General features: G+C 71.1%; 7 protein-coding genes. 4 read left to right on the top strand and 3 right to left on the bottom strand.

The annotated features are described in order from the left end of the window. Positions 1 to 133: 133 nt before the first annotated feature. The 3 genes from G446_RS0114330 to G446_RS18970 all read left to right on the top strand — a co-directional run bounded on the left by G446_RS0114330 (position 134) and on the right by G446_RS18970 (position 6,683). Positions 134 to 2,197 carry an alpha-amylase family protein gene (locus tag G446_RS0114330; RefSeq protein WP_026410640.1) on the top strand — a complete coding sequence of 688 codons (2,064 nt, stop codon included), beginning with the start codon at positions 134 to 136 and terminating at the stop codon, positions 2,195 to 2,197. A gap of 161 nt (positions 2,198 to 2,358) precedes the next feature. Beyond that, entirely contained in the window at positions 2,359 to 4,362 is a 2,004-nt protein-coding gene (locus G446_RS18975) for a serine/threonine protein kinase (protein WP_084779278.1), read from the top strand. 395 nt (positions 4,363 to 4,757) lie between these two features. Further along, positions 4,758 to 6,683 carry a serine/threonine protein kinase gene (locus G446_RS18970; protein WP_084779277.1) on the top strand — a complete coding sequence of 642 codons (1,926 nt, stop codon included), beginning with the start codon at positions 4,758 to 4,760 and terminating at the stop codon, positions 6,681 to 6,683. A gap of 62 nt (positions 6,684 to 6,745) precedes the next feature. On the opposite strand, the gene G446_RS0114315 is transcribed toward G446_RS18970, so the two are convergent. The 3 genes from G446_RS0114315 to G446_RS18310 all read right to left on the bottom strand — a co-directional run bounded on the left by G446_RS0114315 (position 6,746) and on the right by G446_RS18310 (position 11,734). Then, the gene (locus G446_RS0114315; protein WP_084779276.1) at positions 6,746 to 9,397 is read right to left on the bottom strand and encodes an ATP-binding cassette domain-containing protein; all 2,652 of its coding nucleotides are present in this window, start codon (positions 9,395 to 9,397) and stop codon (positions 6,746 to 6,748) included. Positions 9,398 to 9,492: 95 nt separating this feature from the next. Beyond that, complete coding sequence (locus G446_RS0114310; RefSeq protein ID WP_156916709.1) at positions 9,493 to 10,053, bottom strand: hypothetical protein; 561 nt, start codon at positions 10,051 to 10,053, stop codon at positions 9,493 to 9,495. A gap of 67 nt (positions 10,054 to 10,120) precedes the next feature. Continuing rightward, a complete protein-coding gene (locus G446_RS18310; protein ID WP_084779275.1) occupies positions 10,121 to 11,734 on the bottom strand; it encodes a S8 family peptidase in 1,614 nt (537 codons plus the stop codon). A gap of 364 nt (positions 11,735 to 12,098) precedes the next feature. On the opposite strand from G446_RS18310, the gene G446_RS0114300 reads away from it, so the two are divergent. Continuing rightward, positions 12,099 to 12,908, top strand: coding sequence for an inositol monophosphatase family protein (locus G446_RS0114300; protein ID WP_026410637.1), 810 nt, complete (start codon positions 12,099 to 12,101; stop codon positions 12,906 to 12,908). Positions 12,909 to 13,122: the final 214 nt, after the last annotated feature.

The following is a 13,122-nucleotide window of genomic DNA, read 5'->3' as shown; positions in this document are numbered from 1 at the left end:
CCCGATGGGGCTCTGCGGCCAAGTGGCGTCCGCATCGGCCGCCATCCGAGACGGCGCGGCGGTCGCTCCGCCGGGCGCGACTCGGTGCGGCGAACACCTGTTAAACGATGAGCCGATCGGTCACCATAGGAGCATGAGCGCCTCCACGTCCGCACCCCCCGCCTCCGACTCCACCTGGTCCGCCTGCTCCGACGACGCCGTCGTCCCCGCCGAGGTCCGCGACGCCGTCGACACCGTCCTCGGCCCCTCCGGGCTGTCGCGCCCCGAGCGGGAGATCCTCACCACCCGCATCGAGCGCTGGTACCCCGACCTCATCGACGGCCTGGGCACCCTCTACGGCGAGCCCGCCGCCACCCGCGCCGCCGCCGAGGTCCTGACCGAGGCCGCCGCCGCCTACGTGGAGCGCGACCCCGAGCTGCGCCACCTCGACCTCGCCCGCACCCTCGACCCCACATGGATCCAGGACCCCTTCCGCATCGGCTACGCCGGCTACACCGAGCGCTTCGCCGGCGACCTGCGCGGGGTGGAGAAGCGCATCCCCTACCTGCGCGAGCTCGGCGTGTCCTACCTCCACCTCATGCCGCTGCTCACCCCCCGGCCCGGCGACTCCGACGGCGGCTACGCCGTGGCCGACTACCGCTCGGTTCGCCCGGACCTGGGCGACATGGACGACCTGGCCCACCTCACCGGCGAGCTGCGCAAGCAGAACATGAGCCTGGTCATCGACCTCGTCCTCAACCACGTCGCCGCCGAGCACGAGTGGGCCCGGCGCGCCCGGGCCGGCGAGCAGCGCTACCGCGACTACTTCTTCGTCTACCCCGACCGCACCGAGCCCGACGAGTACGAGAAGACCCTCCCCGAGATCTTCCCCGACTTCGCCCCCGGCAACTTCACCTGGAACGACGAGATGAACGGGTGGGTGTGGACCACCTTCAACTCCTTCCAGTGGGACCTCAACTGGCGCAACCCGGACGTCATGGTGGAGTTCGCCTCCATCATCCTCAACCTCGCCAACAAGGGCGTCGAGGTGCTGCGCCTGGACGCCATCGCCTTCACCATCAAGCGCAAGGGCACCGACTGCCAGGGCCAGCCCGAGGTCCACGCCATCACCGAGGTGCTGCGCGCCATCACCCGCATCGCCGCCCCCGCCATCGACCTCAAGGCGGAGGCCATCGTCGCCCCCACCGAGCTCCTCCAGTACCTCGGCCAGGGCAAGTACACCGGCAAGGTCTCCGACCTGGCCTACCACAACTCCCTCATGGTCCAGATCTGGTCCATGCTGGCCACCCGCAACGTCGTCCTGGCCGCCCACGCCCTGGACGCCCTGCCCGTCGAGCCCTCCACCGCCACCTGGATCACCTACATCCGCTGCCACGACGACATCGGCTGGGCCATCGGCGACGCCGACGCCGACGCCGTCGGCCTCAACGGCTACTGGCACCGCGTCTTCCTGGCCGACTGGTACCGCGGCTCCTACCCCATGAGCGACGCCCGCGGACTGGTCTTCCAGTACAACCCGGTCACCAACGACCGCCGCATCGCCGGCACCGCGGCCTCCCTCATCGGGCTGGAGGCCGCCGCCGAGGCGGTGGAGGGCATTGACGAGTCCACGCCGGAGTGGCGCGAGGAGGAGCTGCGCGCCTGGCTCGAGGAGCGCTTCAACGCCCTGCGTCTGGCCAACGCCATCATCTACGGCTGGGGCGGCGTGCCGGTCATCTGGAGCGGCGACGAGCTCGGCCAGTTCAACGACCCCAACTGGGACACCGAGCCCGGCCACGAGTCCGACTCCCGGTGGGCGGGCCGCCCCGTCCTGGACGAGGCCGCGGTCGAGCGCCGCCACGACGCCTCCACCGTGGCGGGCCGCGTCTTCACCGACCTGGTCCGCATGGGGAGGGTGCGCGCCTCCCTGCCGCAGCTGCGGGCCGACGTGCGCACCGTCGTCGCCCCCGTCGACGACGAGGGCGTCCTGGTCACCTTCCGCGACCACCCGCGCGGCTCCTTCGTGGGCGTGTACAACGTGACGCCCGAGTGGCGGAGCGTGCCCGCGTGGCGGTTCGCCGAGTACGGGGTGCTCGGCGCCGTCGACGTCCTGACCGACACGGTCCCCGCCGGGTCGACGACGCTGGAGGGCGCCGGCGACGGCCAGGTCCCGGTCCCGCCCTACGCCGCCTGGTGGCTCGTGCGGTCCACGGACTGAGACCGGGGCGGAGTGGGTCGGGGGGCCTCACGACGAGTCGGGCGCGGAGGGGCCCAGAAGGTCCTCGCGGCGGCCCGGGTATGGCACAATCCTGACCGGGCGCTCGCGCCCTTCGTCATGGGGCTTCCCAGGCCCCCCATCTCTTAAATCCTGAGGTTGCCATGGAGCGTCTGGGCTCGGTTTACATTCTTGAGGAGCGCATTGGAGCGGGTGCGCAGGGCGATGTGTGGAAGGGGCACAAGGAGGGGTCGGAGGAGCCCCTCGCCTTCAAGAAGCTGCGCTCCGAGCTGGCGCGGGAGCGCAATGTCGTTGATGCCTTCCTCAAGGAGCGCGACACCCTCGAGCGGGTGGACAGTCCCCACGTCGTGCGCCTGCGGGACATGGTCACCGAGGGCGAGACCCTCGGCCTGGTCATGGATTACGTGGGGGGCGGCGACCTGGCGGACGTGATCCGGAAGCAGGGGACCCTGGCTCCGGGGCTGGTCGCCTCCTACGGCGCCGCCATCGCGGCGGGGCTGAGCGCCATTCACGCCGCCGGCCTCGTGCACCGCGACGTCAAGCCCGCCAATATCCTCATGGACGACGCCTCCGCGCCGCCCGCCCCGCGCGTGGCAGACTTCGGCGTGGCCCGGATCTGCGACTCGGCGGTCTCGACGCGCTCGACCGGCGGCGGCGCGGGCACTCCGCTGTACATGTCGCCCGAGGCGGCCGACGGCCTGCCGGCGGCGCCCTCCATGGACGTCTACTCCCTGGGCGCCATGCTCTACGAGATGTGCTGCGGCGTGCCGCCCTTCACGGGCGCCCCGTCGGCGCTGCTCAAGTCGCACATGATGATGAACCCGGGGCGCCCCGAGGGCGTGCCCGACGTCCTGTGGGATCTCATCGGGCGGATGATGTCGAAGGATCCCGCCGCCAGGCCCACGGCCGACCAGGTCGGGCGGGCGCTGACCGACGCCGCCCCGAGCCTCGCCGGTCTGCCCGCGGCCCCGCGCCTGAGCGCGCCCCCGCCGCCGGTCCCCGCCTCCGCCGTCGCCCGGACCGTTCTGGGCACTCCCGTCTCGGCGCCCAGCGCGCCGCCGCTCAGTGCGCCGTCGGCCGTGAGCGCCTCGACGGCGACGCTGCCGCCGGTCCCGGTTCCGCCGCCCGCCGCACCCGTGGCGGGGCCGGGCGGGCCCGTCCCTCCGCCCGGCGGCGTCGCGGTCGACCGGAGCGCGCCGGGCGGGTCCGGCGCCGGCGCGAAGTCGGACGAGGGGAAGGGCAAGAAGAAGGGGAAGAAGAAGCGCAGCCGGGCCCCGCTCGTCGTGCTGGTCCTCATCCTCGCCGTCGCCCTCGTCGCCGCGGGCGTCGTCATCGGCGCCCGGTACCTGCCCAGGAGCCGCCCCGTCGCTGAGGGGCCCTCGGCCGGGCCCGCCCCCACGTCCGAGGCGCCGCCCTCCGAGACCCCCTCCGCGTCGGCCGACGCCAGTGCGAGGACGTCGGCCACGGCCACGGCCAGTGCGTCGAGCACCGCGACGACGACGATGCCGGACCTCGTCGGCCTGACCACCGACCAGGCCAAGGCCAAGCTCCCCGACAATGTGAAGGTCGACGTGGTCAAGGCGAACGCCCCCCACGGGGAGAAGGAGGGCACGGTGCTGTCCACCGACCCCGCCGCGGGCGAGAAGATCTCGGACACGGTGACCCTCACCGTCGTCGGTTCGGCCACCTCCAGCTCAACCTCAGGTTCGACGAAGACCGTCTACCTGGCGGACATCAAGGCCACGGAGCAGGTCAACACGGATGTCTTCGATCTGAATGGCAAGAGTCAGGTCCATGGTTTCACAAAAATTTTCTATTCTGCTAGCCAGTGGTCGACGGAATGGAATCTCGGTAGGCACTTCAATACGATGAGCGGCACCATTGGCATCACCGATAACTCTAAGGACTCTGGTGCCACCTTCACGGTCGAGTTCTACCTCGACCAGGAGCTCGTCCAGACCGAGACGCTCGCATTCGGAGAGTTCAAGGACATCTCCCTCAATGTCCAGAACAAGCTCCGCCTCAAGGTCGTCATCACCCGCACCGATAAGGGGAGCCGCACAGCGTCCGTCGGCTTCGGCGACTTCCAGCTCCAGGGAGATTCCGACAAGGTGCCGAGTCTCGACGACCTCAATAAGGAGCACTGACGGCGTCGTCGTCTTCGCCCGGACGCGGGCCTCCCGCTGAACGCGCGCAGCCTTCCCCGAGCGCGTTCAGCGGGAGGCCCGCGCTTGCGGCGCCGGGGCGCCGGTGACCGGCTCCCGCCCCGCGCCGTTCGAACCCACCACCCCGCCGCTCGACCCCGCCGCCGCGCACCGCCCGATCCCGCCCCCGCCGCCCGGTGACTCGCGCGGTTCGCGGGCCGGACCCGAGGCGCAGGGTGGTGGTGGACGTCACCTTTCCGCCGTCGGCGGGTGTGATCCCCGGGCCGGAGGGGCCCGAGGAGCCTCGCGGCGGCCCGGGTATGGCACAATCCTGATGGGGGAGCGCCCTTGCGTCGGGGGCTCCCCGGGTCCCTTCCGTCTTTCATCCCGAGGTTGCCATGGAGCGTCTGGGTTCGAGCTACATTCTTGAGGAGCGCATTGGAGCGGGTGCGCAGGGCGATGTGTGGAAGGGGCACAAGGAGGGGTCGGAGGAGCCCCTCGCCTTCAAGAAGCTGCGCTCAGACCTGGCGCGGGAGCGCAATGTCGTCAATGCCTTCCTCAAGGAGCGCGACACCCTCGAGCGGGTGGACAGCCCCTACGTCGTGCGGGTGCGGGATATGGTCGCCGAGGGCGAGACCCTCGGGCTGGTCATGGATTACGTGGGGGGCGGCGACCTGGCGGACGTGATCCGGGAGCAGGGGGCGCTCGCGCCAGAACTGGTCGTCTCCTACGGCACTGCCATCGCTGAGGGGCTGAGCGCCATTCACGCCGCCGGCCTCGTGCACCGCGACGTCAAACCGGCCAATATCCTCATGGATGACGCCTCCACGCCGGCGACGCCGCGCGTGGCAGACTTCGGCGTGGCCCGGATCTGCGACTCGGCGGTCTCGACGCGCTCGACCGGCGGCGCGGGCACCCCGCTGTACATGGCGCCCGAGGTGGCCGATGGCCTGCCGGCGGCACCCGCCATGGACATCTACTCCCTGGGCGTCGTGTTCTATGAGATGTGCTGCGGCGTGCCGCCCTTCACGGGTTCTCCGTCGGCGCTGCTCAAGTCGCACATGGTGATGAACCCGGGGCGCCCCGAGGGCGTGCCCGACGTCCTGTGGGATCTCATCGGGCGGATGATGTCGAAGGATCCCGCCGCCAGGCCCACGGCCGACCAGGTCGGGCGGGCGCTGACCGACGCCGCCCCGAGCCTCGCCGATTTGCCCGCGGCCCCGCGCCTGAGCGCGCCCCCGGCGCCGGTCCCCGTCTCCGCCGTCGCCCGGACCGTTCTGGGCGCCCCCTTGTTCTCGGCGCCCAGTGCGCCGTCGGCCGTGAGCGCCTCGACCGGATCGGTGCCGCTGGTCCCGTCCCCCGGCGCCGTCATGACTCCGGTCCCCGGCATTGCGGCAACGCCGGTCCCCGGCATTGCGACGTCGTCGGCATCATCGTCCGGCGCCGCGATGAGGCCGCTCCCTCCCGTGCCACGGCCGAGCGGCAGAACGATCACCCGGAGCGCGCCGGTCAGGCCCCCCGGGGGTGCGCGGCCCGGCGGTGGGGGGAAGGGCAGCAGAAAAGACCAGGTGCTGATCATTACGACGGTCGTCCTCCTCGCCCTCGCCCTCGTCATTGTGGGCGCCATCGTTGCCCAGTACTGGTTCAAGAGCCACTCCGGCACCGAGGCGGCCGGTGACCGTTCGACGTCGGAGGTGACGACAATGCCGGACCTCGTCGGCCTGACCGCCGAGCAGGCCAAGGACGAGCTCCCCGGCGTGCAGGTCAATGTGGTCAAGACGGCCGCCCCCAATGAGGAGGCGGCGGGCACGGTGCTGTCCACCGACCCCGCCGCGGGTGAGAAGGTCTCGGACACGGTGACCCTCACCGTCGTCGGCTCCGTGAAGACCGTCTACCTGACGGAGCTCAACTCCTCGTCGTCATCCTTCTCCGACGGGGCCGTCGATATGAACGGCACCACCTACGACCACGGCATGAGCGTGTCCTTCTCCTACTATAATTCCTCGCAGACGGGCGAGTGGAATCTCGGTCGGTATTTCAATACGCTGAGCGGCACCATCGGGATCGCTGACGACTCGAGCCAGTCCGACGCCGCCTTCACCGTCGATTTCTACGTCGACCAGGAGCTCATTCAGAGCGAGACGCTGGCATCAGGCGAGTTCAAGGACGTCTCTTTCGACGTCCAGGACGGGCTCCGCCTCAAGATCGTCATCACCCGCACCGATAAGAAGAACGGGGGCGCGAATGTCGGATTCGGCGACTTCCAGCTCCAGGGCGATTCCGACAAGGTGCCGGATCCCGATGACATCAACCAGGGCGGCTGACGGCGACTCCTGTGCAGGGGCGGGAGCCGCCGGTTCCGCGGGTCCCCGCCCCCGCCGGCGGCTCAGCGCCGCCCGCGCCGGACCAGGCCGATGAGGCAGGCCAGCAGGCACGTCAGCGCCAGGGCCGACAGGCAGCCGAAATCAATCAGCCACTGGTGGGCGGTGTGCTTCCACAGGTCGTCGGTGCGGTAGGTGACGATCGCGTTCATATCGATGGTGCTCGCGGCCATGGCATAACCCCAGCGGGAGGGCATGAGCCAGGCGAGCTGCTCGAAGACGACCTTCCCGGAGATGTCGATGAGCCCGCCCGCCATGACGATCTGACCCATAATGGCGACCACGAGCACCGGCATGACCTGCGCGGAGGAGGAGACGAACGCCGAGACCATCAGGCCCATCAGCCCGCAGACGAAGGCAGTGAGCCAGCAGCACACCGACAGCTCCAGCGGAGCTGATTTCAGTACCAGGGCCTCGGTCGGCGGCTTGTTGATCGCGAATGCCACGCCCATCATGAGCGCCGTCTGCACGGTGGCGACAAGGGCGAGCACAATCGTCTTGGCCGCCAAATAGGCTCCCGGCCGCAGCCCCACCGCCTTCTCCCGCAGGAATATGTCCCGCTCGCCCACGAGTTCGCGAATGGTGACGGACATGCCCGCGAAGGCCGCGCCCGTGATGAGGACGACGAGGAGCTGGAGCGCCTGATTCGTGTGCTTCTCCTGGACCTCCGCCGGGGTCAGCATTGTCAGGTCCAGGTCCGGCACGGTGAATCCGTAGTCCCCGCTGATCGCCTTGGTCAGCAGCCCCATGATGATCGGCAGCACCAGCATGAAGAGGAGATAGGAGGGGTCGGCCGCGATAATGCGCAGATGCCGCCGCACCAGCATGGAGACCTGGCGCGGCGTGGTCTGCGAGGCCGCCTTGCGCGGAATGCGGTCGGGCTTGTCGGAGGAGGGCCGGGTGGAGCCGCCGGGGCGGGTGGAGGGCACGGTCGCCTCCAGATGGGTCCGCATCTCGGGGGTGTGGTTGCGGATGAGGGTGTAGACGTCGGCGAAGCCGGTGATCTCGGTGGGGTCGGCGAAGCCGCCCTGGGGCGCCCGGGTGACGAGTCGCCCGCCCTGGCGGATCTCCTCCAGGCGCTGCTCGAAGTAGGGGATGACGTCGCGCGGCGGCCCGAAGTACACGGGCCTGCCGCCTGCGGCGAGGATGAGGACCTTGTCGGCCCGGTCGATGTGGGTTTCGTTGTGGGTGACCACCATGACCGTGCGCCCCGAGTCCGAGCCGCGCGTGCCGTGGGCGAGCCTGGCCAGCAGTTTCATGACGTCGCGGTCGAGCTGGGGGTCCAGGCCGGAGGTGGGCTCGTCGAGGAACAGCAGGCCGGGCTTGGTCAGCAGCTCGATGGCGGTGGACACGCGCTTGCGCTGCCCGCCCGAGAGCTTCTTGACGCGCTTGGACACGTGCTCGGTCAGGTCCAGGTCCTCCAGGACCTCGGCGATGCGCTCGGCCCGCTCCTTCTTGGACACGTCCTTGGCGAAGCGCAGCTCGGCGGCGTACTGGAGGGTCTGGCGCACGGTGAGGTCGGCGTGGACGACGTCGTTCTGGGGGACCACGCCGATCCGGTTGCGCATGACGGCGTAATGGGAGTACACGTCGAGCCCGTCGAAGAGGACCTGGCCCTTCTGGGCCTTCTGCTCGCCGGTCAGGGCCTTGAGCAGGGTGGACTTGCCGGCTCCGGAGGGGCCGACGACGGCCAGGAGCTCGTTGCCGGGCAGGGCGAAGGAGATGCCGTCCAGGAGCTTGAGCCGGCCGTGGTCGACGGAGAAGGTCAGATCCCGGATCGTCAGCTCGCCGGCCGTCGTCGTCTCCTGGACCTGACCGCTGTCGGCGGGGGAGACGACGATGAAGGTCGAGCCGATGCCGACGGTGGTCGGCTCGGTCACGAGGTGGGAGTGGTGGATCCTCGTGTTGCCGACGAAGGTGCCGTTGGTCGAGCCCAGATCGGTGATGAGCACGCCGTCGTCATTCCACTCGATGCGGGCGTGGTGGGCGGAGACGAGCGGATCGGACAGAACGAAGTCGTTGTCCGGCGCCCGGCCGATCATGCCGGTGCGGGATATCTCGACCACGCGCGGCGCGGCGGGAGTGAGGGGACCGGGCGCAGCGGCGCCGCCGGGACCGAGCACGGTACGGGACACGTCGCCGGGGCCGGGCGCGGGCGGGGCGCCGGGCACGGGCGCACCGGCGCCGTGACTGAACACGGCGCCGGGGCCGGGCACGGCGACACCGGGCGCGGACACGGGGCCGGGCGCGCAGACGGGAGGAGCGGGAACGGGCGCGGAGAAGGGACCGGGCGGGGCGCCGGGCACGGGCGCACCGGCGCCGGGCGCGGCGGCGGGATTGAGGGTCATGACCAGGAGCGGCCCGTCCTCGTCTATCAGCCGGATGCGGCTGGTCCCGGTCAGGATCGCCGAGGTCTGCGCGTGGCCGTTGACGAGCATGCTGCGGCCCTCGGCGCACTGGGCGCGCCATCCGTCGGCCGTGGGGCGCACGATCAGATGATGGCGCGAGACCCGCGGATGCGAGACGACGACGTCGCAGGACTCGGACCGGCCGACCGTGAAGGCGGCGGTGAAGGTCTGCGGTGCGGCGGCCGCGTGAGCGGTGGGCTGGGAGACGATGACGGCGTTATGACCCGAGGCGGGAAGGCTCTGATCCACGCGATGAGGATACGCTGTGAAGGGCCGTGTCCCCGAGGCCGGACCCCGACGTCGTCCGTCTGCGGGTCCGGCCCCGGCGTCTCGGCCCGAACATCTCAGTCCTGAACGGTCACGCGCATGTCCTCCTCGGCGCTGACGATGTGCTCGGCCCCGGCGAGTTCCGTGACGAGGCACGCGTTGAGCGACGGGTCCTCGAGACGGACGACCAGTCCGCCGCCCGCGGAGATCATGCCGGTCAGGGAGGTGCCGCAGGCGTTGGCGGCCGTATTGACGGGGCCGGTCATCGTCTGCACGACGGTGTCGAACTCGCCGTAGGTGAGCAGGTCGCTCATCTCCTCGTCGAGGATGAGGAGGACCCCGGTGTCCGCCGGGTCCGTGGGCGGGGGGTTGATCAGAGGACCGGTCGGGGCGTCGGTCGGAGGCGTGGTCGGAGTTCCGGGCGTCGGCCGGGGGGCGGGGGCCGCTGTCGCCGGGCCGGGTGCGGTGGTCGCGCCCGCGCCGGTCTTCCCGGGAAGTTTCATGATGCCGCTTGCGATCGCGACGGCCAGGAGGAGCGTCGCGAGCACGCCGAGGGCGGCCGCCGCGGGACGGACGGAGAGGCGGGATGCCCAGGCCCGGATCCCGCGACGACCGCTGCGCGGAGACGTGCTGCTCATCGGTTCGTCGTCGGCCATGTTCTGCTCGTTTCCGCTGACTCGCACTGCTGCGGGGTCCGCTCGCCGTTCAGTACCGGCAGTCGGAGTCCCCACTGCGGCAGACGCCGGGCCCGTGGCGCTTGGTCCACGTGCTGTCCGTGCCCGGGGAGGGGTTCGGATCGGGCCCGGGGTCCGCGCCCTGCTCGGCCAGCTCGTCCACGGCGGCGGTGGCATTGATGATACCCGTGCCGCAGGAGTCGCGGTCGCAGTTGCTCAGGGGCGTGGAGGTGCTCTGCAGCAGGGTGGTGGCCTCCTCGGTCGTGAGCGACGGTTTGATGGCCCGGAGCAGCGCGATCGTGCCGGCGACGTGCGGGGCGGCCTGGCTGGTGCCCATCATGTAGCCGTAGGCGGGCTCCTGCGGGGTGGTCTCGGACCTGTCGACGGTGGAGGCGATGCCGTCATCGGTGTTCGGGTCGCCGCCCGGGGCCGACACGTCGACGACGGAGCCGTAGTTCGAGTAGAAGGACCGGGCGCCCGTGGAGCCGGTGGCGCCGACGGTGATGACGTTCTGGCATCCCGCGGGGGCCACGCCGCCCGCGTCCACGTCCTCGTTGCCGGCGGCGGCGACGATGATCGAGCCGCGCTCGACGGCGGCGTCAATGGCCTTCTGGTAGAAGGCCGGGCAGGTGCCCGTGCCGCCGAGACTCATATTGATGACCTGGGCGGGGTTGTCGTTGTCCGGGACGCCGTTGACGTGCCCGCCCGACGCCCAGGTGAGGGCGTCGATGATGTCGGTGGACGTGCCGCCGCAGCGGCCCAGGGCGCGCACGGGCAGGATTCTGGCGTTGGGGGCGACGCCGGCCACGCCCCTCTCATTGTTCGTGCTCGCGGCGATAATGCCGGCGACGTGGGAGCCGTGCCAGGACGAGGGTCGGGCCTCGGAGCCCTGGTAGCAGATGTCGGCGTCGGCGCTGTCGCCGTTGTCGGACGGGTCCGCGTCGCGGCCGTCGTCGTCGCGGGAGATCCAGGGGTCGGAGATGAAGTCGTAGCCGGGCAGGAGGTTGTTCTCCAGGTCCGGGTGGGTGGACAGGACGCCGGAGTCGATGACGGCGACCGTGACGTCCTGGCCGGTGGACCGCGACCAGGCCCCGGTGGCGTTGATGCTGTAGGAGTCGGAGGTGAGGCTCCACTGGCGGGAGAAGTACTTGTCGTTGGGGGTTTCGGGTACCGTGTCGCCCAGGGCCGTCATGTGCAGGTCCGTCTCGACGGCTTCGATGCCGTCCGCGGCCCCGAGCGTGGTGATGAACTCCTTGACCTGGTCGGCGGTGAGGTTCTCGCTCAGGGAGATGCCCGCCATGCCCAGGGAGTGGGCGGTGACGGACTCGATCGTGACGGAGAATTTGCCGGCGGCGGCGACCAGGGCCTGCCGGTCCTCCTCGGGCAGGGAGTCGATGATGTTCGTGCCGTAGGCCTGAGCGGACTTGATGACGGAGGCGGCCGGCGATCCGTCGGAGTAGGTGACGACGAAGCTGTTGCTGCTGGTGTTCGCCGCGGCGGGCGCGGCGTCCTGCTTGGGCGTCAGCACATCGTCGTCGTGCCTGAAGACGCCGGTGAGCGCTGCGATGCCGACGGCGGCCAGGGCGACGACGACGATGGAGATGGTGACGATCAGGACTGGTCGTCTATGAGGCTTCGTACCCATGAGATGGCTTTCGGTGAGTGGGACGGTCCCGGGACGGGGTCGTCTCCGGGCTGGAGCACGATGAGTGTGGCACGGAACCACGGGGGGAAGGCCCCTGCATCCGTAGGCAGAGGTCCCCATGCCCACCCCGCCCCGCCCGCGGCCGGTCGGGCGATCCGGCGTCCGCCGTCCGACTCCCCGCCGGGAGGATCCGCCAGGGGCCGGCGCCCGGGCGGGCCGCCGTCGTCGGTCCGCCCGAGTCGCGCCCGCGCGGGGCCGGCGTCCGGGCGGGATCGGAACGGTCTTGCTGGAGCCGGGGGCCGGCGGGTCGTAGGGTTGACAGGGCGGTCGTCGCAGCCCCGATCCTCGTGACTCAGGAGAGCAGATGATGTACGACAGCAGCGACCTGACGGAGCTTCTCGCCCTCGCCCTGGGGGCGGTCCGGGCCGGGGCCCGCCTCGCCCTCGATCCCGGGCAGGCCCTGCGGATCGAGACCAAGCGCAACCGCAACGACGTCGTCACGCAGGTCGACCGCGCCGTCGAGGCGCTCATGGCGCGGCGCCTGGCCCCCGCAGGCTACCCGTTGGTCGGGGAGGAGGGGCATGCGGCCGGCGGCTGGGCCGGTCGCGTGTGGGTGCTCGACCCGATCGACGGGACCCTCAATTACATCGCCGTCCACCGGCACTGGGCGATTTCGCTGGCGCTGGTGGAGGACGGACGGCCCGTGGCGGGCGTCGTGGCGGATCCGGTGGACGACCGGGTCTACACCGCCGTCGTCGGGGCCGGCGCGCGCGTGAGGCGCCTCTTCGCCGAGTCCGACGCCGGCGCCGAGCTGGCGCGGATCGCCGACGTTCCGCTGGCGGACGGCATTGTCATCGCCCATTTGCACGGTCTTGAGGAGGTGCCCCGGCTCGTCCGGATCATCGAGGGCACTCGGGGTCTGCGCTGCTACGGGGCGGCGGCCCTGGAGATGGTGGAGGCGGCGGCCGGTCGGGCGGGGGCGGTCGTGCACACCGGTCTCCAGCCGTGGGACGTGGCCGCCGGGGCGCTTCTGTGCGCCGAGACCGGCGCGGTTGTCACGCGTCTGAACGGGGAGGAGCTGGACGTGCGCGAGCCCGGCTCGCTGCTGGTGGGGACGCCGAGCGCCCACGCCGAGATGCTCCGGCGGCTGGCCGGGGCCCGGCCCGGGGTCTGATCCGGGGACCGGCCCTGGGACCGACGCCCTCCGCCCCGGCCTTTTCGCCGCCGCGGCGGGCCCGATCGGCGCCGACCCCCGGCGGCGCCGGGCGCGGGCTCCTTGGTCCGTCACCGCCGGTCGGAACGGCCGGGTCGAGGCGGTTGCCCGGATGTCCACAGCCTGTGGATAAGTGTGTGTCTCGTGTGCCGTTTCCGCCGGTTTCGGTGAGGGG

Source organism: Actinomyces dentalis DSM 19115 (genome assembly GCF_000429225.1).
GTDB classification, from domain to species: Bacteria; Actinomycetota; Actinomycetes; order Actinomycetales; family Actinomycetaceae; genus Actinomyces; species Actinomyces dentalis.
Note: the sequence above shows the minus strand (reverse complement) of the source record. Positions and strands in the feature narration are given on the sequence as shown.

Coding starts and splice junctions, on each gene's coding strand:
- G446_RS0114330 (WP_026410640.1), top strand. CDS start 134: ATGAGCGCCTCCACGTCCGCACCCCCCGCCTCCGACTCCACCTGGTCC.
- G446_RS18975 (WP_084779278.1), top strand. CDS start 2,359: ATGGAGCGTCTGGGCTCGGTTTACATTCTTGAGGAGCGCATTGGAGCG.
- G446_RS18970 (WP_084779277.1), top strand. CDS start 4,758: ATGGAGCGTCTGGGTTCGAGCTACATTCTTGAGGAGCGCATTGGAGCG.
- G446_RS0114310 (WP_156916709.1), bottom strand. CDS start 10,053: ATGAGCAGCACGTCTCCGCGCAGCGGTCGTCGCGGGATCCGGGCCTGG.
- G446_RS18310 (WP_084779275.1), bottom strand. CDS start 11,734: ATGGGTACGAAGCCTCATAGACGACCAGTCCTGATCGTCACCATCTCC.
- G446_RS0114300 (WP_026410637.1), top strand. CDS start 12,099: ATGATGTACGACAGCAGCGACCTGACGGAGCTTCTCGCCCTCGCCCTG.